Source organism: Protofrankia symbiont of Coriaria myrtifolia (genome assembly GCF_900634755.1).
In the GTDB taxonomy this organism is placed as follows: Bacteria; Actinomycetota; Actinomycetes; order Frankiales; family Frankiaceae; genus Protofrankia; species Protofrankia coriariae.
In genome coordinates, this window is the sequence record NZ_CAAAFS010000206.1 from 22,657 (window position 1) to 45,353 (window position 22,697).

At 70.7% G+C, this 22,697-nt stretch carries 19 protein-coding genes, 4 tRNA genes and 1 pseudogene; 8 read left to right on the top strand and 16 right to left on the bottom strand.

What is annotated here, in order from left to right:
- Nucleotides 1-9 precede the first annotated feature (9 nt).
- The 4 genes from yajC to ruvC form a co-directional block, all read right to left on the bottom strand.
- Nucleotides 10-573, bottom strand: coding sequence for a preprotein translocase subunit YajC (yajC, locus tag CM1CMNOD_RS11605; RefSeq protein ID WP_050803506.1), 564 nt, complete (start codon nucleotides 571-573; stop codon nucleotides 10-12).
- 165 nt (nucleotides 574-738) lie between these two features.
- Complete coding sequence (gene ruvB / locus CM1CMNOD_RS11610) at nucleotides 739-1,791, bottom strand: Holliday junction branch migration DNA helicase RuvB (protein ID WP_013873831.1); 1,053 nt, start codon at nucleotides 1,789-1,791, stop codon at nucleotides 739-741.
- Between the two features lie 10 nt (nucleotides 1,792-1,801).
- Nucleotides 1,802-2,596 carry a Holliday junction branch migration protein RuvA gene (gene ruvA, locus CM1CMNOD_RS11615; protein WP_013873832.1) on the bottom strand — a complete coding sequence of 265 codons (795 nt, stop codon included), beginning with the start codon at nucleotides 2,594-2,596 and terminating at the stop codon, nucleotides 1,802-1,804.
- A complete protein-coding gene (gene ruvC, locus CM1CMNOD_RS11620; protein WP_013873833.1) occupies nucleotides 2,593-3,126 on the bottom strand; it encodes a crossover junction endodeoxyribonuclease RuvC in 534 nt (177 codons plus the stop codon). The genes ruvA and ruvC overlap by 4 nt, the downstream gene beginning before the upstream one ends.
- Nucleotides 3,127-3,545: 419 nt before the next feature.
- Here ruvC and CM1CMNOD_RS22445 point away from each other — a divergent pair, with 419 nt between their 5' ends.
- Both CM1CMNOD_RS22445 and CM1CMNOD_RS11625 read left to right on the top strand, forming a co-directional pair.
- Nucleotides 3,546-3,815 (top strand): hypothetical protein, encoded by a 270-nt coding sequence (locus CM1CMNOD_RS22445; protein ID WP_050803507.1) that lies wholly within the window; start codon nucleotides 3,546-3,548, stop codon nucleotides 3,813-3,815.
- A 26-nt stretch (nucleotides 3,816-3,841) separates the two neighbouring features.
- Entirely contained in the window at nucleotides 3,842-4,534 is a 693-nt protein-coding gene (locus CM1CMNOD_RS11625; protein ID WP_050803508.1) for an alpha/beta hydrolase, read from the top strand.
- A gap of 181 nt (nucleotides 4,535-4,715) precedes the next feature.
- On the opposite strand, the gene CM1CMNOD_RS11630 is transcribed toward CM1CMNOD_RS11625, so the two are convergent.
- The 7 genes from CM1CMNOD_RS11630 to pgsA form a co-directional block, all read right to left on the bottom strand.
- Nucleotides 4,716-5,471 (bottom strand): YebC/PmpR family DNA-binding transcriptional regulator, encoded by a 756-nt coding sequence (locus CM1CMNOD_RS11630; RefSeq protein ID WP_013873834.1) that lies wholly within the window; start codon nucleotides 5,469-5,471, stop codon nucleotides 4,716-4,718.
- Between the two features lie 10 nt (nucleotides 5,472-5,481).
- Nucleotides 5,482-6,216 carry a pyridoxal 5'-phosphate synthase glutaminase subunit PdxT gene (gene pdxT / locus CM1CMNOD_RS11635; RefSeq protein WP_013873835.1) on the bottom strand — a complete coding sequence of 245 codons (735 nt, stop codon included), beginning with the start codon at nucleotides 6,214-6,216 and terminating at the stop codon, nucleotides 5,482-5,484.
- Nucleotides 6,210-7,199, bottom strand: coding sequence for a pyridoxal 5'-phosphate synthase lyase subunit PdxS (pdxS, locus tag CM1CMNOD_RS11640; protein WP_013873836.1), 990 nt, complete (start codon nucleotides 7,197-7,199; stop codon nucleotides 6,210-6,212). Before pdxS ends, pdxT begins: the two co-directional genes overlap by 7 nt.
- Before the next feature lie 208 nt (nucleotides 7,200-7,407).
- Complete coding sequence (locus tag CM1CMNOD_RS11645; RefSeq protein ID WP_013873837.1) at nucleotides 7,408-8,085, bottom strand: hypothetical protein; 678 nt, start codon at nucleotides 8,083-8,085, stop codon at nucleotides 7,408-7,410.
- Nucleotides 8,086-8,212: 127 nt separating this feature from the next.
- A complete protein-coding gene (locus tag CM1CMNOD_RS11650; protein WP_013873838.1) occupies nucleotides 8,213-9,346 on the bottom strand; it encodes a glycosyltransferase family 4 protein in 1,134 nt (377 codons plus the stop codon).
- The gene (locus CM1CMNOD_RS11655; protein WP_083828482.1) at nucleotides 9,343-10,335 is read right to left on the bottom strand and encodes a phosphatidylinositol mannoside acyltransferase; all 993 of its coding nucleotides are present in this window, start codon (nucleotides 10,333-10,335) and stop codon (nucleotides 9,343-9,345) included. The genes CM1CMNOD_RS11650 and CM1CMNOD_RS11655 overlap by 4 nt, the downstream gene beginning before the upstream one ends.
- 86 nt (nucleotides 10,336-10,421) lie before the next feature.
- On the bottom strand, nucleotides 10,422-11,108 hold the full coding sequence (gene pgsA / locus CM1CMNOD_RS11660; protein WP_013873840.1) for a phosphatidylinositol phosphate synthase: 687 nt from the start codon (nucleotides 11,106-11,108) through the stop codon (nucleotides 10,422-10,424).
- A 449-nt stretch (nucleotides 11,109-11,557) separates the two neighbouring features.
- Here pgsA and CM1CMNOD_RS11665 point away from each other — a divergent pair, with 449 nt between their 5' ends.
- A complete protein-coding gene (locus CM1CMNOD_RS11665; RefSeq protein ID WP_013873841.1) occupies nucleotides 11,558-13,774 on the top strand; it encodes an elongation factor G-like protein EF-G2 in 2,217 nt (738 codons plus the stop codon).
- A 257-nt stretch (nucleotides 13,775-14,031) separates the two neighbouring features.
- Here the strand turns inward: CM1CMNOD_RS11665 and CM1CMNOD_RS11670 are convergent, their stop codons facing one another.
- The gene (locus CM1CMNOD_RS11670) at nucleotides 14,032-14,592 is read right to left on the bottom strand and encodes an HIT family protein (protein WP_013873842.1); all 561 of its coding nucleotides are present in this window, start codon (nucleotides 14,590-14,592) and stop codon (nucleotides 14,032-14,034) included.
- A 788-nt stretch (nucleotides 14,593-15,380) separates the two neighbouring features.
- Between CM1CMNOD_RS11670 and CM1CMNOD_RS11675 the strand changes: the two genes are divergently transcribed.
- Complete coding sequence (locus CM1CMNOD_RS11675; RefSeq protein ID WP_013873843.1) at nucleotides 15,381-17,021, top strand: cytochrome P450; 1,641 nt, start codon at nucleotides 15,381-15,383, stop codon at nucleotides 17,019-17,021.
- Nucleotides 17,022-17,482: 461 nt separating this feature from the next.
- On the opposite strand, the gene CM1CMNOD_RS11680 is transcribed toward CM1CMNOD_RS11675, so the two are convergent.
- Nucleotides 17,483-17,554: transfer RNA gene (locus CM1CMNOD_RS11680), tRNA-Val, on the bottom strand.
- 520 nt (nucleotides 17,555-18,074) lie between these two features.
- Here CM1CMNOD_RS11680 and CM1CMNOD_RS11685 point away from each other — a divergent pair.
- Nucleotides 18,075-18,506, top strand: a complete 432-nt coding sequence (locus CM1CMNOD_RS11685) for an SsgA family sporulation/cell division regulator (protein ID WP_013873844.1) — start codon at nucleotides 18,075-18,077, stop codon at nucleotides 18,504-18,506.
- A gap of 345 nt (nucleotides 18,507-18,851) precedes the next feature.
- On the opposite strand, the gene CM1CMNOD_RS11690 is transcribed toward CM1CMNOD_RS11685, so the two are convergent.
- Complete coding sequence (locus CM1CMNOD_RS11690; protein ID WP_131772530.1) at nucleotides 18,852-19,898, bottom strand: chorismate-binding protein; 1,047 nt, start codon at nucleotides 19,896-19,898, stop codon at nucleotides 18,852-18,854.
- Between the two features lie 307 nt (nucleotides 19,899-20,205).
- On the opposite strand from CM1CMNOD_RS11690, the gene CM1CMNOD_RS11695 reads away from it, so the two are divergent.
- From CM1CMNOD_RS11695 to CM1CMNOD_RS11705, 3 genes are all read left to right on the top strand, one after another.
- Nucleotides 20,206-20,278, top strand: a tRNA-Gly gene (locus tag CM1CMNOD_RS11695).
- 44 nt (nucleotides 20,279-20,322) lie between these two features.
- Nucleotides 20,323-20,394, top strand: a tRNA-Cys gene (locus CM1CMNOD_RS11700).
- Between the two features lie 31 nt (nucleotides 20,395-20,425).
- Nucleotides 20,426-20,497: transfer RNA gene (locus CM1CMNOD_RS11705), tRNA-Val, on the top strand.
- A gap of 1,191 nt (nucleotides 20,498-21,688) precedes the next feature.
- On the opposite strand, the gene CM1CMNOD_RS23090 is transcribed toward CM1CMNOD_RS11705, so the two are convergent.
- Together CM1CMNOD_RS23090 and CM1CMNOD_RS24015 are read right to left on the bottom strand one after the other, a co-directional pair.
- Nucleotides 21,689-22,042 carry a hypothetical protein gene (locus tag CM1CMNOD_RS23090; protein ID WP_237702743.1) on the bottom strand — a complete coding sequence of 118 codons (354 nt, stop codon included), beginning with the start codon at nucleotides 22,040-22,042 and terminating at the stop codon, nucleotides 21,689-21,691.
- A 63-nt stretch (nucleotides 22,043-22,105) separates the two neighbouring features.
- Nucleotides 22,106-22,405 (bottom strand): annotated as a pseudogene (locus tag CM1CMNOD_RS24015) (TetR/AcrR family transcriptional regulator); the annotation flags it as partial.
- Between the last annotated feature and the right edge of the window lie 292 nt (nucleotides 22,406-22,697).

Sequence of the window (22,697 nt, forward strand, 5' to 3'; positions counted from 1 at the left end):
GCCTGCCGTTCACCGCTCTGGTGTCCCTTCCCCGGGATCCTCGGAACCGCTGGCGTCCGGCCGCCGCTGGCCACCGGTTGCCTCCTCGCTGCCGGTCGTGTCGACCTTCTTGGTCGTGTCGATGGGCCCCCGGCCCGTGCCGTGGTCGTCAGCCGCCCCGGCGTCCTCGTCCCGGTGGCCGCCTTCCTCGTCGCTGTCGTGGCCACCGTCAGGGCCACCGTCATGATCAATATCATGATCGTCGTGGTGCGCCACGTCATCCCCCACCGGGGAGACGACCCGCACGACCGCGGAACGGGTGAAGCGGCAGACCACATCCGGTGCCACCTCCAACAGCACGTCACTGCCCTCGACCTCGACCACCGTGGCGTACAGCCCCGCGGTGGTCACGACCAGCGCCCCCGGCACGAGCGAGGTCAGGACCTGCTGCTGGGTCCGCTGCCGACGCCGCTGGCTGACGACAAAGAAAACGACGAGCGCCAGCAGCAGGATCAGGGGAAACAACCCGCCGAACCCACCACCACCGCCGCCCTGGGCCACATCCTGTGCGACCACGATCACCTGCACGTCCACGTCCTCCCATGTTGTGCGGCCGATGGTACGTACCGGCCGCGAGGCTGCCGACGCCAGGCCCCGCCGGAGCGCGCCCAGCCGACGCCGACGAAGAGCGGCGAAGGGGCCGCGGCGCCGGGAGAACCGGCGGGCAGCCGCCGCTCTCAGCCGCCGTCGGCCAGGGGCTCAGTCGTCGCTGTCGATGAGGGGAAGCGGAACCTGGGAACGGCCCAGCAGGCCCTCGACCGGGTCGAGGCCGAGGTGGGTGAAGGCGGCCGGGGTCGCGATGCGCCCCCGGGGGGTCCGGGCGAGCAGACCGGCCCGGACCAGGAACGGCTCGGCCACCTCCTCGACCGTGTCCGGCTCCTCCCCCACCGCCACCGCCAGGGTCGCCAGACCCACCGGGCCGCCGTTGAAGCGACGTACCAGCGCCTCCAGCACCGCCCGGTCCAGCCTGTCCAGGCCGAGTGCGTCCACGTCGTAGACGCGCAGGGCGGCCTGGGCGACCTCATGAGTGACGACTCCGTCCGCCCGCACCTCGGCGTAGTCACGCACCCGTCGCAGCAGCCGGTTGGCGATCCGGGGGGTTCCGCGCGACCTGCCGGCGACCTCTGCCGCGCCGTCGCCGGTGATGTGCACACCGAGCAGCGCCGCCGAGCGGACCAGCACATCGATCAGCTCGTTGGTGTCGTAGAAGTCCATGTGGGCGGTGAAACCGAACCGGTCGCGCAGCGGCCCGGTGAGCAGACCGGAGCGGGTGGTCGCGCCGACGAGGGTGAACGGGGCGATCTCCAGCGGGATCGCGGTGGCGCCGGGGCCCTTGCCCAGCACGACGTCGACCCGGAAGTCCTCCATCGCGGCGTAGAGCAGCTCCTCGGCCGGGCGCGCGATGCGGTGGATCTCGTCGAGGAAGAGCACCTCGCCCGGGGCCAGCGCGGTGAGGATCGCCACGAGGTCCCCCGCCCGTTCGACCGCCGGCCCGCTGGTCATCCGCAGCGGGACCGCCATCTCCCGAGCAATGATCATGGCCAGGCTGGTCTTGCCGAGCCCCGGCGGCCCGGACAGCAGGACGTGGTCGGGCGGACGCGCCCGGGCCCGCGCCCCCTCAAGCATGATCATAAGCTGTTCGCGGACCTTCTGCTGGCCGATGAACTCCGCCAGCGTCCCCGGCCGCAGGCCCGCCTCAAAGGCACGCTCCTGCGGTTCGGCCACCGGCGAGACCAGACCCTCGACGTCCATCCAGCCGCCCTTACCGAGGCCGCAGGGCGGCCAGCGCCCGACGCAGCAGCACGCCTACGGGATCCGGTGTCTCGGCACGGCCGCTGCCCGCCCGGCCGGTGCCGGTGGCGGTGGCCCGTGGGTCACCGGGGCCGGCACGGCCCGCGCGGCTGCCCGGCCCGGCATTGCCGTGGCCGTTGCCGGCCGGGACCGCGGCCAGGGCATCCGCCCCGGTGATGGCCAGGGAATCGGCCAGCGCGGCGGCCAGCGCGTCGTCGGCCTCCCGCGCGGTGTAGCCGAGCCCGAGCAGCGCGAGGCGGACCTGCTCGCCGGCGGTGACACCCGTGCCCGCGGCCGGCGCGGCACCGTCACCGCCGGCCCCGCCCACACCCACACCGTCATCCCCCGCGGCCGGCGCCGGTACGGGCGGGCCGAGCCTGTCCCTGAGGTCGAGGACGATGCGCTGCGCGCCCTTGCGGCCGATGCCGGGCACCTTCGTCAGAGCCGCAAGATCCTCCGCCGCGACCGCGCGGCGCACGCTGTCCGGACTGTGGACACCGAGCACGGCCTGGGCGAGCCGGGGGCCGACCCCGGAGGCGCTCTGCAGGGTTTCGAAGACGTCGCGCTCGTCGGCGTCGGCGAAACCGTAGAGAGTCAGCTCGGTCTCCCGGACGACCAGCGTGGTGACCAGCCGTGCCTGCTGCCCGACCCGCAGCCCGGCCAGGGTCGCGGGGGCGCACTGGACGAGCAGCCCGACCCCGCCCACCTCGACGACGGCGGCATCGGGCGACAGGGCGGCAACCGTCCCGGCCACGGACGCGATCACCTGAGGCTCCTGCCGGCGGCCGCGGCAGCCTGCCTGGCCGCCCGCATCCGGGCGAGCGCCGGCCCCCGCGACAGGTGGCACAGCGCAAGGGCCAGGGCGTCGGCGGCATCGGCCGGACGTGGCGGGTCGGACAGCCCCAGCAGACGGCTGACCATGAAGGTGACCTGGGTCTTGTCCGCCCGGCCGCTTCCGCTGACCGAGGCCTTCACCTCACTGGGGGTGTACAGCGCGACCGGCAGGCCACGGCGGGCCGCGCTGACGATCGCCACCGCCCCGGCCTGCGCGGTACCCATGACCGTCCGGACGTTGGCCTGGCTGAACACCCGCTCGACCGCGACCGCGTCGGGGTGGTGACGGTCCAGCCACTCACCGACGCCGCGTTCGAGCGCCCACAGCCGGGCGGCGACGTCATCGGCGGCGGGCGTACGCAGCACGCCGACCTCGACCAGCGACGTCTGCTGACCCGGCCCGCCGTCGACAACCCCGAGACCGCAGCGGGTAAGCCCCGGATCGACCCCCAGCACTAGCACCGGCACCCTCCACGACCAGCTAGCTCGTCGACTGTCGTCCCGACCGTCCGCCGGGCATCGCAACCGCCGGATTACCCGGGACCGCCGGCCACCGGCGGTTCGCCACGATTGTGGCACGTCTGAACGCCTGTTCGAGTGCAGCGACACGCCTACCCGGGCGCCGGCCCGGCAAACATCGCCTGCCGGCCGGGCAGCAGCCCGGCAACCATCCCTGCCGGTCGGGCAGCAGCCCGGCAGGCACCTACCGCCGGCGGCCAGCGTCAACTGGCTGTCCGCAACGCCACCCGCGGCCGTCGGCCGGGCACAGATCAGCATATGGTGAGATGACCGGCAATGCCCCGCGAAGATCGTCAGTGCCCCGCCGGGCAAGCGGGAGATGCCACCGAAAAGCACCGGAAATGCGGGAAATGAGGTCCACAATGGGCTCCGATGCCGCCGCCGGTACCGAGCCGACCGGGCCGACCGGGCTGACCGCCGGGCCGGCGGCCGAACACGGCGACGGACAGGTGCCGCGTGCGCGCCGGTCGGACCAGACGCGCCACGTCCGCCTCGATGCCGGTGACGTGGAGCTGTCCGGGCTGCTGGCCGAGCCCGACGGCCCGCCGCGGGCCGTCATCGTCGGCCTGCCCGGTGGGGGCTGCGCGCGTCCTACTTCCACGGCCGGGCGCATCCGGACCTGTCCCTGCTGACCCTCGGCACGGCCCTCGGGTTCAGCGTGCTGGCGCTGGACCGGCCCGGCTACGGCGCGTCGGCGGGGCTGAAGGCCACCCATCAGACGCTGGCCGCGCAGACCGCCGCCACCTGGCGGGCGCTGGAGACGTTCACGGCATCCCACGCCGTGGGGGCGGGCCTGTTCCTGATCGGCCACTCGTTCGGCACGATGCTGTCGGTGTCGCTCGCCGCGGACGAACGCGGCGAGCGCCTGCTCGGTCTCGACGTCTCCGGGGTGGGAGCCCGGTACCGTGACGGTCTGTGGCCGCCACGGCTCCCCGCTGACAGCAGCGTCGCCGAGATCCACCGGGAGCACGCCCTCGCGGCCCGCAAGCTGTTCTGGGGGCCGGAGTCCCTGTACCCGCCCGGCACGTTCGTCCTGGGGACGGTACCGACAGCCGGCGTGCCGGCCGGCGAGGCATCCGATGCCGCGAAGTGGCCGCAGAAGCTGCCCCTGCTGGGTCCGCGGGTGCGGGTGCCGGTCCGTTGGACGCTTGCCGACCACGAGTCCTGGTGGCACCTTGACGAGGCGACGGAGACCGAACTGCGGGCCGCTTTCAGCGCCGCGCCGCGCTTCGAACTGGTCTGGCAGCGCGGCGCGGGCCACAACATCAGCCTGGGGTGGGCGGCCCGCTCCTACCACCTGCGGGCGCTGTCCTTTGCCGAGGAGTGCATCCGCGACCGGAACACGGGCTGACTCCCACCCCGGGTTGACCCCCGCTCCGAAACGACGGACGCCTCAGAACGAGACACACGCCTCGAAACGGGGCACATACCCACCACGCGAACAACACCGGTCCGTACGGCGGCACCAGAAGTCACGGTAACGCCGACGGCGCCAGGGAGCCGGTCAGGAGCCGGTCAGGCCGAGGAGCCGGTCAGGCCGAGACCAGCTCCATGATCTCGTCGGAGATGTCGGCGTTGAACCAGACGTTCTGGACGTCGTCGAGATCCTCGAGCGCCTCGACGAGCTTGAGGACCTTGCGAGCGGCCTCCTCGTCCAGCGGCACGCTGACGCTGGGCAGCCAGGACAGGTCCGCCGAGGCCACCGTGAGCCCCGCGTCGGTGGCCGCGACGCGCACCGCGTTGAGGTCCGTGGCCTCCGAGACGACCTCGAACGCGTCGCCGAGGTCGTTGACCTCCTCCGCGCCGACGTCGAGCACCGCGGTCAGGACGTCGTCCTCACCGAGCTCGGGGGTCTTCGTGACGAGGACGACGCCCTTGCGGTTGAACAGGTAGGACACCGACCCCGGATCGGCGACGCTGCCGCCGTTGCGGGTGATGGCCACCCGGACATCCGAGGCGGCCCGGTTGCGGTTGTCGGTCAGGCACTCGACCAGCACGGCCACCCCGTTCGGCGCGTACGCCTCGTAGGTGATCTCCTCGTAGCTGGCCCCGCCGGCGAGCTCGCCCGACCCCCGCTTCACGGCGCGGTCGATGTTGTCGTTCGGTACCGACTGCGACTTCGCCTTGGCAATGGCGTCCGCGAGCGTCGGGTTCCCGGCAGGGTCCCCGCCACCGGTCTTGGCCGCCACCTCGACCGTCTTGATCAGCTTCGCGAACAGCTTGCCGCGGCGCGCGTCGATGACGGCCTTCTTGTGCTTGGTGGTCGCCCACTTGGAGTGACCGCTCATGCCGTGCCCCTCACCTGTCCCCGCTCCCGTCTGCCACCTGTGCCCTGCATAGATACGCCCTGGCCGATATGCCCCGTACGCCCTGCACACCCTGTGTGCCCCGTACGGCCCGCATGCCTCGCACATCCTCCACCATGCCGACGAACAGCTCGTGTATCCGCCCGTCGCCGGTGAGCTCCGGATGGAACGCGGTCGCCAGTACGCCCGCCTGACGGACCGCGACAATCCTGTCACTAACCCTACCGAGCACCTCGACCTCGTCCCCGATCTTCTCCACCCAGGGTGCCCGGATGAAGACCGCCCGGACCGGGCCGCCGGCAACACCGGTGATGTCGATCTCCGCCTCGAACGAATCGACCTGGCGGCCGAACGCGTTGCGCCGCACAACCACGTCCAGCCCGCCCAGCAGTGGCTGGCCGGGCCTGCCGTCCAGGACGTCCCTGGCCAGCAGGATCATGCCCGCGCACGACCCGAACACCGGCAGCCCGGCCGCGATCGCGTCCCGCAGCGGCTCCAGCAGCTCGAACACCCGCAGCAGCCGACCGATCGTGGTGGACTCGCCGCCGGGCAGCACCAGCCCGTCGAGGGCGCCCAGATCGGACGGCCGGCGCACCTCGACAACCTGGACGCCGAGCGCGGCCAGCGCCCGGGAATGCTCGCGGACGTCACCCTGCAGAGCCAGCACGCCCAGCCGCGCCGCGCCGGTCCTCGCCTGTGCCGGAGGCGTCCAGGGGCCGCTCACCATCCGCGGTCGGCGAAGCGGTCCGCGGGCGCAAGATCGCTGACGTTGATGCCGACCATCGCCTCGCCGAGGCCGCGGGAGACCTTCGCGATGACGTCGGGGTGGGCGTACATGGTGGTGGCCTCGACGATCGCCCGGGCGCGCCGTGCCGGGTCGCCGGACTTGAAGATGCCCGAGCCGACGAACACGCCGTCCGCCCCCAGCTGCATCATCAGGGCGGCGTCCGCGGGCGTCGCGATACCACCGGCGGTGAACAGCACGACCGGCAGCGCACCGAGCCGCGCGACCTCGGCGACCAGTTCGTAGGGGGCGCGCAGTTCCTTGGCCGCGGCGAAGAGCTCGTCGCCGGGCAGCGCGGACAGCCGCGCGATCTCCGCCCGGATCGTGCGCATGTGCACGACCGCGTTGGACACCTCGCCGGTGCCCGCCTCGCCCTTCGAACGGATCATGGCCGCGCCCTCGCCGATCCGGCGCAGCGCCTCCCCCAGGTTGGTCGCGCCGCACACGAACGGGACGGTGAACCGCCACTTGTCGATGTGGTGGTGCGGGTCGGCCGGGGTGAGGACCTCGGACTCGTCGACGTAGTCGACCCCCAGCTCCTGGAGCACCTGGGCCTCGACGAAGTGGCCGATGCGCGCCTTGGCCATCACCGGGATCGACACCGCCTCGATGATCGACTCGATCATCTCCGGGTCGCTCATCCGGGAGACTCCGCCCTGGGCACGGATATCGGCGGGAACCCGCTCCAGGGCCATCACGGCGACGGCGCCGGCCTCCTCGGCGATCCGGGCCTGCTCGGCCGTGACCACGTCCATGATCACACCGCCCTTGAGCATCTCCGCCATGCCCCGCTTGACCCGGGCCGTGCCCACGTGGGCGCCGTCTCCTGCGCCGGCCGCGCCGGGCAGCGTGGCCGTGGGCACGGATCCGTGGTCCGGTCCGTGGCCCCGCGAAGCGGGCTCGGCAGCGGTCAGACCCTCGGACATGGCATGCCTCTCTGTACACAGACGGGACCGGTGCAGGAATTCGGTCCACGGCGAACATCCCAGCTGGGCCGGACACCGACAAACCGCGGCTTCCACGAGCGGAGCACGTCGGACACGCGACAGTCAGCCCGGACGGAAGACATCCCATCCTACGACCGGAAGCACCTACCGGACGGGATGGCGATTACGATCGACAATACAGAAGAGTTTACGGTGCAAACCTGGACATATCTCTACCATACGTACTGCCGTCACGCCTGCCGCTGTCGCGCGCGATGCCGTCGCGCGCAGGGCCGTCACGCGTGGTACTGCCGCGCCTGCCGTCCCCGTCACGGCCGTCGGCGCCGGCATGATCGTTCCTGCCCCCGGTGTCACCACGCATCGGAAGCGCGTCGTCGATCTCGAAGTAGGTGGGCAGCGGCCTGCGCCCGGACAGTCGCAGTACCCGCACGATCCGTCTGGCCCGCAGTGCCCGCACGTCGCGTACGGCGTCGTTGTGTAGTTGACGGGCGAGCGCGACCCGGGCGGCGGCAACATCCACCGCGTGCAGGGTGTCCGGCGCCCGGTCCGCCGTCGCCGTGACCCCCGGCGAGCGCAGGGCCCGGCTGAGGCTGTTCTCCGCCGCCTCGGTGTCGCTGTCCAGCGGGCCGCCCCCCGCGGGCCCCACCTGCGCGGCCCGGGCCCGCTCCACCGCCTCGCCCAGCTCCGTCAGCTCGCACCGCCGGGCCAGCTCCCCGGCCACCTCCACACGCAGCGCCAGCTGGCTGATCAGTCCTGTCCGGGCGTCGTCCACCCGGACCGCCAGGCGGTCCAGCCGGCTGGCCAGCCAGGTCAGATAGGTGGCGATCGCCACCACGATCACGACCGTAACAACGACGAGGGTCACCTCGCGCAGCGTAGTGAACGTGGGGTGGGAGCGCGCCAGCTGGCATGAATCTCCTCACACCGGATGGCGGACCGCCGGCCGCGGCCGATGTTGGCCCTCGGACGCTGGCCCGTCAGACACTGGCCCGTCAGACGCTGTTCGCTGCCAGTGACACCGGCCTGTCCCCGGCGACCATCTCGTACACCCCGACGATCCGTTTCGCGATCACCGTCCAGTCGTAGGCGGCCACCACCGCCCGGCCCCGCTCGGCCAGCCGCCCGCGCCGTGCGGGATCGGCCAGCAGATCGGCGAGGGTGTGGGCGAGGGCGGTCGCGTCGGCGACCGGGAACAGCCGGCCGGCCTGACCGTCGTCCAGGACCCGGCGGAAGGCGTCGATGTCGCTGGCCACCACCGGCACGCCCGCGGCCATCGCCTCCAGCAGGACGATGCCGAAGCTCTCCTGCCCCGTGTTGGGCGCGCAGTAGACCTCCCCCGAGTGGAACACCCGGGGCTTGTCCGCGTCGGAGACGAGCCCGAGCAGGTGGACGCGGTCGCGCAGACCCGGCTCGACCCGCTCGAGCACCGCCTCCCCGTCGCCGGGGCCGGCGACCAGCAGCCTGGCCTCGGGACGGCGTTCCACCAGCGCCGGCAGGGCCGCGAGCAGCACGTCCAGGCCCTTGCGCGGCTCGTCGATACGTCCGAGGAAGACGACCGTGGAGCCGTTCGAGACCGGTTCGGGCAACGGGGCCGCCCGTTCGAAGGTGAGTATCGACACGCCGTTGGGGATGAGGATCGCGTCCACGCCGAGATGTTCGACGAGCGTGCGACGGGCCGCTTCGGACACCGCGATGCGGGCCCGGACCTTCTCCATGGACGGCTGCAGCGCCCCGTGCGCGGCTGTCAGGATCTTCGAGCGCGGGTTGGACGTGTGGAACGTGGCGACGATCGGGCCGTCGGCGAGCATGCAGGCGAGCAGGCTGACACTCGGCGCCGTCGGTTCGTGCACGTGCAGGACGTCGAAGTCGTGCTCGCGCAGCCACCGGCGTACCCGCGCCGCGGACACCGGCCCCATCAGCAGCCGGGCGACCGAGCCGTTGTAGGGCACCGGCACGGCGTGGCCGGCGTCCACCCCGTACGGCGGGAGCGCGCTGTCGTCGCCCACCGGCGTGATCACCGATACCTCGTGCCCGAGGGCGACCAGGGCCTCGGCGAGATCACGCACGTGGACCTGGACTCCGCCGGGAACGTCCCAGGTGTAGGGGCAGGCAAGGCCGATCTTCATGTTCTCGGCCCTGGCTCTGGCTCCGACCGCGGCGCCGGCTCCGACCGCGGCTGTGGTAGCTCCGTCTCCGTAGCTGTCGGCGTCTCCGTCGGCCTCGCCGTCTCCGTCGGTGCCGGTGTCCGCGTCGGCGTCTGCGGTGGCACGGCCGGTGGCTCGTTCCGCCAGATGCGCTGGAGCATGTGCCAGTCCGCGGGACGGGCGGCGATGCCCTCGGCGAAGGCGTCGGCCAGTGCCTGGGTCATCCGCGCCACGTCGGTGTGCGGCACCGCCGGGTGGATCCGCACGCCCCAGCCGTCCCGGTCGAACCAGAGCGTGGCCGGCAGCAGGGTCGCGCCGGTCCGCAACGCCAGGGTGGCCGGCCCCGGCGGCATCGTGGCCGTCGCGCCGAAGAACTCCACCGGCACGCCGTCCTCGGACAGGTCGCGGTCGGCCAGCAGGCAGATCGTGCCGCCCCCGCCGAGACGGCCGGCCAGCAGGTCGAAGGGGGGACGCTCGCCCCCGGTCAGCGGGATGACCTCCATGCCGAGCGCCGAACGGAACCGGACGAACCGGTCGAACAGCGACGCCGGCTGGAGACGTTCAGCCACGGTCGTGAACGGTTCGCCGGTGGCGACCAGCCAGGCGCCGGCATGCTCCCAGTTGCCCATGTGCGGTAACGCGACAACGGTCCCGCGGCCGCTGGCGAGGGCGTCGCGCAGACGTGGCTCGTCCAGCATGTGCATTCCCCCGATGATCCGCTCACGGGAGATGTCCTGGAGGCGGAAGACCTCCAGCCAGTAACGCGCGTAGGACCGCACGGCCGCCCGGGTCAGCCGGTCGAGATCGGTGCCGGGCGGGGTGACACGGGCGAGGTTGGAGCGCAGCCGGCGCACACCACGACCGTCCCGCCGTACGGCGACGTCGGCCGCCGCCGTGAACGCCGCGGCCGCCACCCGCTCGGGCAGCAGGCGGACCACCCGCCAGCCCGCCGCGTACGCCAGGTCGGTCATCCGCGCGCGGGACACCCAGGGCTCGGCTCCCAACCACGTCACCAACCAATCATGGTCATTCGCGCGCGGGACACCCGGTACGTGCCTCAGCGGGCCCGCGGACCGGCGGTCGGTTCGGCCGGTGGGGCACCGGCAGCCGCGGACGCACCGGCGGCGCCGGCCGCCCCGGCCCCCCGCAGATACTGCCGACGCACATGAACGACACGCTGTGTCACCGTCAGGACGGTGGCGCCGGCAAGGAACCACAGCGCAGCCGGCAGCAGGTACGGCACGCCCAGGCCGTAGAGACCGGCCGCGACCAGGACGATCAGCAGGCGTTCGCCGCGTTCGGCGAACCCCACGTCACACCGCAGCCCGAGGCCTTCGGCCCGCGCCTTGACGTAGGAGGTGATCGAACCGGCCACCAGGCTGATCAGGGCAGCCACGCACAGTGGCAGCGAGTCACCGTCACCGGCGTACCACAGGATCAGCGAGCTGAAGATGGCGCCGTCCCCGACCCGGTCGGAGGCCGAGTCCAGGAACGCGCCCCACGGCGAGGAGATCCCGCGGGCCCGGGCGATCAGGCCGTCGAGCAGATCGGAGAAGACGAACAGCGTGATCACGAGGGTGCCGACGAAGAAGACCCCGCGGGTGAAGAAGCCCAGCGCGGCACCGCTGACACCGATGGTGCCGACGATCGTCACCGCGTCCGGCGACACCGACGACCGGGCCAACCGCTCGCCCAGGGGATCGAGCACCCGTTGAATCTGCGGTCGCGCCTTGCTAGCGAGCATGTACGTCCCGTCGTGTACGTCCGGTGCTGTCCCTCACAGTACCGCTGTGACCATCGGCAACCCGTTCCTTGCCAGACCGACATGGGTTGTTCACATGCCGGCGGAGGGGGAACCTGTTCCCACGAGTTTTTCACAGCAGCTCACCGCTGACCGCCGGCACGACAACCGCCAACAACCGTCGACATGGCAAGTGTCGACACCACAACCGTCGACGTCACAATCGTCGACCTGACAACAGCCGGACCGTTTCCTCCACCCACACAACCGTCACCACTGACACAACCACTCATGACGACGCGATCACGCGATCCGCCACCGGCCGCCCGGAGCGGATCGGCCCATCGCGTTCGTCCTGTCACCCAGGTGGGGTCCACTGGTTCAGCCCTCCCAGCCGCCCAGTGGCCGTCACCAGGGCCACCGGGTGGCCGTGTCACACCGGGGAGGCGTAGGTGAAAACAACCGCATGCAATGATCGTCCCGACCTCGAGCACCTGGCCGACGTACGCAACGTCATCCTTGTCGGCCACACCGGCGCGGGTAAGACGACTCTTGCCGAGAGCCTGCTGGCCGCGGCCGACGAGGGCGAGGCGGCGCAGGGCCGTCCCGCCCCGCCGCGGCACACCGATCACGACGATGCCGAGCACCGCCAGCGCACGATCAACCTGACCGTCCTGTCCACCACCCACCGGGGCATGCGGATCAACCTGCTGGACACCCCCGGGCTCGCCGACTTCATCGGCGACCTGCGCGCCGGGCTGCGCGGCGGGGACGCGGCCCTGTTCGTGGTCAGCGCCCTCGACGGCGTCGACGGCTTCACCCGGCTGCTGTGGGACGAGTGCGCCGCCGCCGGCACACCCCGGGCAATCGTGCTCACGAAGCTGGAACATCCCCGCGCCGACTTCGCCGCGACCGTCGCCACCTGCCAGAAGCTGTTCGGCCCGGGCGTGCTGCCGCTGTACCTGCCGGTACGCCTGCCAGCGGCGGACGGGCCCGCGCCGGGGCACGGCGGCTACCAGCTGATCGATCTGTTGTCCGCGGGCAGCGCCATTCCCGGTGCCGTTTCCGCCGCCGGGAACGGCACCACCCGGCCGACAGTCGCCGCCGCCCGCAACGCCCTGATCGAGGGGATCATCGCCGAGAGTGAGGACGAGTCCCTGCTCGAGCAGTACCTCGCCGGGGAGCCGCTGGCGCCGGAGCTGCTGCTTCGCGACCTGGAGACCGCGGTCGCCCGCGGCCGCTTCCACCCGGTCCTGCCCGTTCTCGGCCCGGCCGGTGCCGTCGGCGGGAGCGGCGACATGCTCGGCGCCGCCGAACTGCTGGACCTGTTCACCCGGGCGTTCCCGTCCCCCGCCGAACACCGCCTGCCGGTGAGCACCCGCCCTGACGGGTCGTCGGGGCCGTCGCTGTCGGCCGACCCGGACGGCCCGCTGGCCGCCGAGGTCATCCGGACCACGACCGATCCCTACGTCGGACGCATCTCACTGGTCAGGGTGTTCTCCGGGACGCTGCGCACGGACACGACCGTCCACGTCTGTGGGCACGGCCGGGCCGAACGCGGCCATCCCGACCACGACGACGACGGGCGGATCGCGGGGATCTCCCGGCCGGCCGGCCGCTCCGGGCAGCGGCCGGCGCAGGTCGTGCGGGCCGGTGACCTGTGTGTCGTGGCGAAACTGGCCACCGCGGAGACCGGTGACACCCTGTCCAGCCCGGACGACCCCATCCTGCTGCAGGCGTGGTCGATACCGCGGCCGCAGCTGCCCGTGGCGATCCGCGCGCGCACGAAGAGCTCGGAGGACAAGCTGTCGACCGCGCTGGCCCGCCTCGCCGCGGAGGACCCGAGCCTGACGGTGGAGTACGGCACCGAGAGCGGCCAGCTCGTGCTGTGGTGCATGGGCGAGGCGCACAGCGACGTCGTCATCGAACGGCTGCGGACCCGCTACGGCGTGGACGTCGACCGGGTGGCGCCGCGGGTGCCGCTGCGGGAGACGCTGCGCGGACCGGCGCGGGGCACCGGCCGGCACGTCAAACAGTCCGGCGGCCACGGTCAGTACGCGATCTGCCACGTCGAGGTGGAGCCGCTGCCGGCCGGCAGTGGCCGGGAGTTCGTCGACGAGGTGGTCGGCGGCGCGGTCCCCCGGCAGTTCATCCCCTCGGTGGAGAAGGGCGTGCTGCGCCAGCTCGACCTCGGGGTGGCGGCCGGCTATCCGCTCGTCGACATCCGGGTGCGGCTGGTGGACGGCAAGGCCCACTCGGTGGACTCCTCCGACATCGCCTTTCAGGCCGCCGGGGCGCTGGCGGTGAAGAACGCCGCCCGGGCCGCCGGGATCGTCCTGCTCGAGCCGGTGCTCGCCGTCTGCGTGCTCACCCCCGACGAGCACGTCGGCCCGGTGACCAGCGATCTCGCGGCGCGGCGCAGCCGGGTCGTCGGCATCGAGCCGGTCGGCGGTGGGCAGTCCAACGGGCAGGCGGTGCACGGGAGCACCACGGGCCGGACCCTGGTGCGGGCCGAGGTGCCCGAGAAGGAGATGCTGCGGTACGCGGTGGACATCCGTTCACTGACCCAGGGCACCGGCACGTTCACCCGTGACAATCTGCGTTACGAACCGGTACCCGACCACCTCGCCGCCGACCACCTCGGCGACAGACCCGGCGAAACCGGATAGCACGGGGCCCGCATCCGTGGTAGGCCCGGATCAGCACCGGTTCGGGCCCCACCGCCGTGCCGCCCCCGACCATCCCTTGGCGGGCACGGAAAAGCGGTCCACTTCCGACACGGCATCGGAACACGGCATCGGAACATAACACCGGAACATGACATGGGGAAACGCGGTCCCCCGAAACACCGCGTCGGAAGAACGGCACCTGGGCAGCTGTGCACGGCACGGGAGAACCGTGCCGTGCACAGCCGCGGGGCCGGTGCCTATTCGGTTTCCTTCCACGCGGCGGCGGTGAGCTCGCGGGTCTGGCCCAGCAACGCGGGCAGGACTTTCGTGCCGCCCACGACCGGCATGAAGTTGGTGTCACCGCCCCAGCGCGGCACGACGTGCTGGTGGACGTGTTCGGCGATACCGGCGCCCGCGACGACACCGAGATTCATCCCGATGTTGAAGCCGTGCGCGCCGCTCGCCCGCCGCAACGCCCGCAGCGCGTGCTGGGTGAACAGGGCCATCTCGATGGTTTCGGCGTCCACCAGGGCGGCATAGTCCGGAATATGCCGGTACGGCACAATCATGAGATGCCCGGAATTGTACGGGTAGAGATTGAGGACGGCGTACACGGTCTCGCCCCGGGCGACGACCAGCCCGTCCTCGTCCGACAGGGACGGGATCTCGCAGAACGGGCACTGCTGGCCGGCAGGCCGTTCCCCCTTGATGTACGCCATCCGGTGCGGTGTGTAGAGCCGGCGGAACGCGTCCGGGCTGCCGACGCCGGCCTGCGCCTCCAGAGAAACACCCTCCGGGGCGGTCGGAATCACGTCCACGAACTGCCCGTTCCCGCGTTGCCCGCGGGCAAAGCGACGCTCACGGGCGGCATGCTCACAGGTGGCCTCGCAGACGGCGCGGTCACGGACCTGGGACCACCCTGGTGGTGTGTCACTGGCGGGGCCTCCCGATGCGTCCGGAAGCTGGCTGGGCACGCACGCCGGCCGGACAGGCTGAAGACGGCGCTTCCGCCAGCCTCGCCACGGCCCGCGCACTGATGTACATCTACCTACTCCGACCCGGGCACCGCGTCAAAACACCGCTACGCCCCAGGATGCCCGGTTGGACGCCGCGCCACCAGCCACGGGATGCGCACAGAGGCCAACCACAGGTCACCGCCTAGGCTGGCCACCCCGCGATCCCACATTATGATCGCTGACCTTCTCGTCAACCACAGGAGAGGTTGACGACGTGGGGGGGTCGCCGTCAACCTCTCCCCGGTAGCGTAAGCCGTTTCAAACCACGGCGCCCGCACTATGACCAGAATCATTCAGCGTGTCGCAGCCAGGACACACCGTCACTTCTGCTTGCGCAACATGCCCGTTGCCGACCGTGGAACCACGGCAGGGTGGATAGGAGTTGTCCCCACAGTGACCAGGGACCCCGGCCCCGATCCCGGTGGGCCGACCGGGTCGGCTTCCGGAGGCGCCCCGGCCACGAAAGGCACATGATCGCGTTACCTTCGGCCCGCCGGGCACGCGCCGCCCCCGCGTCCCAGCGCCGGATGCGGACCGCGACCTGGGCCTGACGGATGCCGTGCCCCGACCCGCCGAACCGGGAGTAGACGATGACATCATCGCAGGCCAGAGCCGTCGACGACCCGGCGGAGAGCACGGACGAGGCCGAGAACGCGGGTGATGCCGGGCATACGGGCAAGGCCCACAGCACGAACGCCGACAGCGCGAACAGGGCAGAGAGCGCGGGTGGGGCCGGGAGCGCAAGTGGGGCGCAGCCGGCCGACGCTCCCGGCGGCGCGGTGGGCGGCGCGGCCATCAGGCCTGGCCCGCATCCGCCGGGCCCGAGCGGGCAGTCGCTGCGTACGGCGTACTCGTTCCTGACCAACCCGCTCGACCTGCTCATCAGGCTGCGCCACGAACACGGCCCGATCGTGCGCGGATCCCTGGGCCGTGGCACCGTCTACCTGGTCAACGACCCGGCCGCGGTGCAGGAGATCCTGGTGAGCTCCCAGCGGGTCTTCGCCAAGGGCTTCCGCAGAAAACGAATGCCGCTCGACGAGGGAATACAGCCGCTGGCTCTTCTGCTGGGTTCCGGCCTGCTCACCAGCAGCGGCGAACTGCACCGGGCCCGCCGGCGGCTCATTCAGCCGCTGTTCCACCGCCAGCGTATCGCCACGTATGGCGGAACATTCGCCAGGCTGGCCGAGGAAACCATTTCCGGATGGTCCGACGGGCAACGGTTGAACATCCATGAGGAGATGACCGAGCTGACCCTCGGAATCGTCACCAGAACCGTTTTCGACCTGCCCATGAACAGCGATCTCGTGCTGACGATACGGCGGGCGATCGCGGCGAACATGGGCGTGTCACGTCGAGCGATCCTCCCCGGTAGCCGGTATCTGGAGAAAATACCGCTGCCCACGACGTTGCGGGCCCGTAACTCCCGCGCCGACCTCGACCGGCTGATCCGGGAAATAATCGCCGACCGCCGGCGTGAGGGGGCCGACGGCAACGACCTGCTGTCGCTGCTGCTGACAACCCGCGACGCCGAAACCGGCGCGCCGCTGGATGACGACGCTGTACGTGACGAAGCTCTGACGATCCTGCTCGCCGGCCACGAGACCACCGCGAACGCGCTCAGTTGGGCCTTCCACCTGCTCGGCAACGCCCCACAGGCGCGTGAGGCCCTGCACGCCGAACTCGACGAGGTTCTCGGCGACCGGCTGCCCACCCTGGACGACCTGCCCCGCCTCCCCTACACCCGCGCGGTGTTCACCGAGTCGATCCGGCTGTACCCACCAGTCTGGATCATGTTCCGCCGTACGGTGGCGGACCACTCTCTCGGCGGCTACGACATTCCCGCGGGTTCGACGGTGCTGGTCAGCCAGTGGGTCATGCACCGCGACCCCGACTACTGGCCCGACCCCGACGGTTTCGTGCCACAACGCTGGCTGGAACCGTCCCCGACGTCATCCCCCACAGACGAAACGCAACCGTCCGCGACAGGGCCAGCCAGCGAGCCACGCTCAACGGCCACCCGTCCGAAGTACGCGTTCTTCCCGTTCGGTGGCGGTAGCCGTCAGTGCATCGGCAACACATTCGCCGAACTCGAGGCCGCAATCGTCCTGGCCACAGTCTGCCGACGCTGGCACCTGGAGCCGACCCCCGGCCATTCCGTGACCCCGCTCCCCCGCGTCACCCTGCGCCCCCGCTCCGGCGTCCCCGTAATCGCCCACCGCCGCAACCCCTGAGCCACAAACCACACCCACAAACCACAGGCGTGCGCCGGCCATCTCGCCCCGGCACACGCCCCCACCAAAAATCATCCAAAGGGCGCAAACATGCCAAACCGCCCCTCAGGGGCCCACACTCGAACAGGTACAAAACCACCCAAATGGCAGCAAGCAACCAAAACCAGCCTCCCGAAGCCGCCCAAAGGGCGGCGAGCCCCCAACCCGGGCTGCCCGAGCACCGCGTCCGCCTCCGCAGCAGCGAAGCCGCCCCAAGGGCGGCGAGCAACCAGAACCGGCACCCCGAAGCCGCCCCAAGGGCGGCGAGCCCCAAAAAGCCCGATCGACCAGGCCCGCCAACCGGGGGTCCCATGGCCGCCCCCGCCGTAGAGCCGTGGGGGCTCCGGGGGCTCGGCCCCCGGGCAGGCATCGCGGCCCCGGCGAAGCCGCCCAAAGGGCGGCAAGCAAGGAGGACCAGCGCGTGGGCGTACGTGGTTTCGAACCACGGACCTCTGCCGTGTGAAGGCAGCGCTCTACCACTGAGCTATACGCCCTGGAGACGCATGAAGCTTACTACGTCGTTGCGGTGGGTCGGGCTGGGTGGCCGTCAACGCCGTCCCAACAAGACGGGGGCTGGTGGGGCGGCGGAGAGGTGCGGGGCGCCCGATGCGACCTGTCCGCTGTGACCCATGATGTCGGTCACATCAGGGCTTGCGGAGCGAGGTTTCGTCGGTCACGATCCGAACACAACTCGCCCCGATTGGGACGAGCGAGGGAGGGGTAGACCCCATCTCATCAGGCACGACAGCACTTGCAATGCGAATACGAAGGGTAATCGACCTACGGGGGTTCCGCCACATGACGCTCATTGACCCAGGCGGCCACGGATGGGCTGCGCGGCCGTCTCCGACGGACGGCCGCGGTCCGTGTACCTGCGCCATGCCGGGCAACTCTCCCGAACCGGCGTAACGGATGTTCAAGTCGCATAACCTTGTTTCCAACGAGCCTCAAAGAGGGAACCATCTCGTTACACGGGTGCTCGCCCGAACCACCGCAGCACTGAGAGGCCGCCCGATGACAATTCGTCACGATTCCATCACAGCAGAACTCGCACTTCGGCTCGTCGTTCCTGGTGGAGCGCCCGTCCCGGTGGCGGCGACGATGCGCTACGAACCGGCGGATCCCTACGCGGTCAGCATCGGGTTCCGTACCGGCGCGGACGAGGTTGTCGAGTGGACGTTCGCTCGCCAACTGCTCAGCGACGGCGTCCGGCGACCGGCCGGGGACGGCGACGTGCAGGTGTGGCCGGCGGCCCAGTCCGGCGGGCGGATCGTCTGCCTGTCGCTGTCCAGTCCCTCCGGCCACGCGCTGTTCGAGATGCCGCGGTCCGAGGTGCTGTCGTTCCTGCGCCGCACCTACTCGGTGGTACCTCTCGGTGGGGAAAGCGAAGTCGTCGATCTGGACGCGGAGCTCGCGCTGCTCATCTGGGGTGGCCCGCAGACCTGACATCGCCCAGGCCGGGGCACCCGGTGTCGTCCCGGCCTGACCATCGCGCCTGACGACCACACCAGGACGCCTGACAGCGCAGATCCCACGGATCCCGCCGACGCGAATCCTACCGATCTTCGCAGATCCTCCAAGTGGTCGATGCACCCTGCCGGCCAGGTGGACCCGCCCGGCGGCAGACCGCCCGGACCAGTCCCGTAACCGGTCACCGAGCGGAAGCCGCCCGAACATGACCGCATCGGACCGGACGGCGTCCACACCGGACGCCGTCAGTCACAGAAGGTCATAGCCGTAGGTCGTTCAAGTAATTCCGCTGGCAATTCCACGTGGCGTCCACGGGCTCTGTCAGGTCGGGACGGACGAACAGATCCTCAGCAGCCGTTCGGCCTTGAGCTCCGTTTCACGCCATTCTCCTTCCGGGTCACTACCCCAGGTGATTCCGGCGCCGGAACCGAAACACAGCCGGCCGGCCGCGAACCAGAACGTCCGGATACCGACCGCGAGTTCACCCAGCCCCCGGTCGGCGTCGACCCAGCCGACAGCGCCGCAGTACGGCCCGCGCGCCGCCGGCTCCAGATCCCGGATGACCCGCAACGCGCTCAGTTTCGGAGCGCCCGACACCGACCCGGGCGGGAAGCTCGCGGCGAACAGCTCGGGCCAGCCGACATGCGGCCGCAGCCGCGCCTCGACGGTGGACACCAGATGCACCAGGCCCGGATGGGCCTCGAGCGCGCACAACGCCGGGACACTCACCCCGCCCGGGCAGGCAACCCGGCCGAGATCGTTACGCACCAGATCGACGATCATGATGTTCTCGGCGATGTCCTTCTCCAACAGGTCCGCCGCGACCCGGCCCGTTCCCTTGATGGGCCCCGAGCGCACCACGTCGCCCCGGCGTGACAGGAACAGCTCCGGAGACGCGCTGATCACCCGAATGTCCGCCTCCGGGACATACATCACGGCCGCGTACGGCGCCGGGTTGCCGCGCGCCAACGCCCCCCCGAGAGCCGCGATCGCCTCACCGCTCACGGCGGCCATCGGCACGGACAACACTCGGCACAGATTGACCTGATAGACCTCACCGGCGGCGATCTCGGCGCGGATACGCCGCACGCCGGCGACATAGCCGTCCCGATCCAGGCTGCTCGTCCACACGTCGCGGAGCGGGCCGTGCCACGGCCGGCCCGCGATCGCCGTCAGCGAGGGCGCGGCACGGACGTCCGCGAAACGCACACACCGCGCCGCGCCCTCGAAGTCGACCACGACCGCCCAGAAGCCGCCACGGTCGAGGGCGGCCAGGTCATCGGTGATGTCGATCACGCCGGTCGCGAGCCGACCACCGGCGACCATGAAGGATCCCGTCCGCCACGGCGGGCGGCGCCGAACCTCCATCCGCCCGCCCGAGGCCTGCGTCACCGGTCTGCCAGCACCGATGAAGACGCCCCCCGGCCTGGCCTGCCGGCCACGGTCCGGGCTGTCCCGAGTCGCGCCGTCCATCCGAATCACGCTACCGGCGTCCGGGCCCGTGGCACGTGGCCCGACCAGCACGTTTTGACAACCGGCAAGCACAACCGACACCAGCAGACGGGCAACGACACAGAGACTTCACATCACAGACACAGCAGACGGCGAGTCATTCGACGCTCCCCCACATCGTCCGCTAGAGTGCTACCTGCACCCGCCGAGAGGCGAGGGGCACGCGGACGTGGCTCAGCTGGTAGAGCATCACCTTGCCAAGGTGAGGGTCGCGGGTTCGAATCCCGTCGTCCGCTCGAGAGTGTGTGAGGTCAGAGGTCAAGCCCGTCCCGGCCTCCCTGGCGGAGTGGCCGAGTGGTTTAGGCAAGGGCCTGCAAAGCCCTGTACGCGGGTTCGATTCCCGCCTCCGCCTCGGCAACAAGGCACCAAACCGGAACAAACTCGGGCGATTAGCTCAGTGGGAGAGCGCTACCTTGACACGGTAGAGGCCACTGGTTCAATCCCAGTATCGCCCACGCGCCGGCCTTCCTTGCTTGCCGCCCTTTGGGCGGCTTCGCCAGGGGCCGCGATGCCTGCCCGGGGGCCGAGCCCCCGGAGCCCCCACGGTTCTACGGTGGGGGTGGCCATGGGGCCCCGGTTGGCGGGCTTGGTCGATCCGGCTTTCTGGGGCTCGCCGTCCTTTGGACGGCTTCGGGGTGTCGGTTCTGGTCGCTTGCCGCTCGTTGGGCGGCTTCGCCGAGGGTCGCGATGCCTGCCCGGGGCCTGGACCCCTGGACCCCTGGACCCCCATGATCCTACGGTGGGGGTGGCCATGGGGTCCTCAGGAGGGGACCCGGCCCAGTCGTCACCGTTTATGCCAACCTCCCCGCCCGCCACCTCTTGGGGCGGCTTCACCGAGGGCCGCGATATCTGCCCAGGGTCGAGGCATGGAGCCCCCGGGGTCCCGCGGCGGAGACGATCGCAGAATGACCGAGCGCGGAGCTCGTCCTAGCGCTTTCCTGGCCCGTCCATGTGCCGGCTTCGGGTGCTCAGGGGGACTGGTGCGCCGGCCTCCGGAAGCCTCCAGCCGTCGGTGAAAACCGCTGCTGTGACGACGGTTTCTACCTACGGACGCGGAAGTCGTAGGTAGAAACCGTTGCTGTGGCGACGGAAGTTACCTACATCTTCCGCCAAATCATGCTCGGAGCGAACCGCCGGCACGGACGGGTCTCCAGGAATCGCGTACGGTGTGAGCCGAGATATTCGCGCCGCCGCGCAAGATAGCGGGAGGAGCAGGCAGCGCCCTCGTCTCCTCGTTCGATGGCCGGGTGCTCTTCATGGCCGGCGGGGGATGCGTTCAGGCGTGGGATCTGGTGCTGCGCGGGCGGATATTGCGCCGGGAGAGCGAACGGGAACCGCGGGAGATCTCCGCGGCCGGGAACGGGCAGTTGGCGATCACGCATGGTGAAGGTACAGAGATCTGTGATATCCAGCGAGGCCGCTGTGCGGGCCAGGGCGTGTGAACATCTCGATGCCCGTCGCCGCGGCTGGCCCTCGGGGCGCTTGAAGACGGTATCCGCCCGCTCGTGGCCGGCAGGTCGGCGAACATCGGGGCCGGTCAGGGGTGGCACGGCGTTCCACCCACACGCGGCCGGCAGGGCCGGCAGGACCGTTTGGAGCGGCAGGGCTGGTTTGGAGCGGTGGGGCCGGTTGGAGCGGCGGGTCAGTCAGTGGATCGGGTTGAGGTCGCCAAGGATCAGGCGGGCGACGGTTCGGATGATGTCGTCGTCACCGACGGGGAGCTCCTGGGCTCGGCAGTAGTACCAGGCGCGTTCGAGCATCCCCATGATCGATAATCCCAGGGCTTCCGGCGCGCTGGTCGGCTCGGTCTGCCGGCCGCGCAGGTTCGTTCCCAGCAGGGACGCGACCCGCATCTGCATCCGTCTGCTGCTGTTACGGAACTGTTCGTCCGCTGGCGCGGAGTGCCCGGAGGCAAAAATGAACGCACCGTGCGCATCCATAAACGCGAAGTAGGCATGTACCCATCCGATCACGTCGGGCAGGCCGCACGGCCGCGGCATCGCCTCCCAGCAGGAAACAATCTTAAGAATGTCCCGGTAGGCGTTCTCCCCGAGGGCGTTGAAGACCTCGCGCTTGTCATGGAAGTAGGTGTAGAAGCCGGCCCGTGAGATCCCGCACGCGTCGGTGATGTTGCCGATCCGGGTGCCCGCGTAGCCGCGGTCGAGGAACAGCCGGCGCGCCCCCTCGAGGATGGCGTCGCGGGTACGGGCCGCCCGCCGGCCAAGTGCGGCGTCCCGCCGCGTCGTCGCTGCCGTCCCCTCGTCGATGACGCTCCTCCTTGGTCCGGCGCATGGCGGAGCAGGGTCGACGACATGTTCATGGCTGCCCCCAATGCGGTCGCAAATCCCGCCATGGCGGACGATTTTACTGCTTGATGCTTTCCGTCAATATGCTGTCGTCAGAGCGACAGTCGAGTAGGCGAAGTCCTACCACAAATCGCGTCAGGCGGAGCGACATGGCCGGCTTACAGGTATGTCAATCTTTGACACGGTATGTTACATTTACGAAATATCAGCGGCGTCGACGTGTCACCCGCTGGTCCGGCGGCGCGGACCCGTACCGTTGACGCGGCTCGGCTGATATGACTCGGCAAATGCACGTGCACGAAGCCCGAGAACGCGGCCCACGCCCAACCGGAACATCACGCCGTCCGGT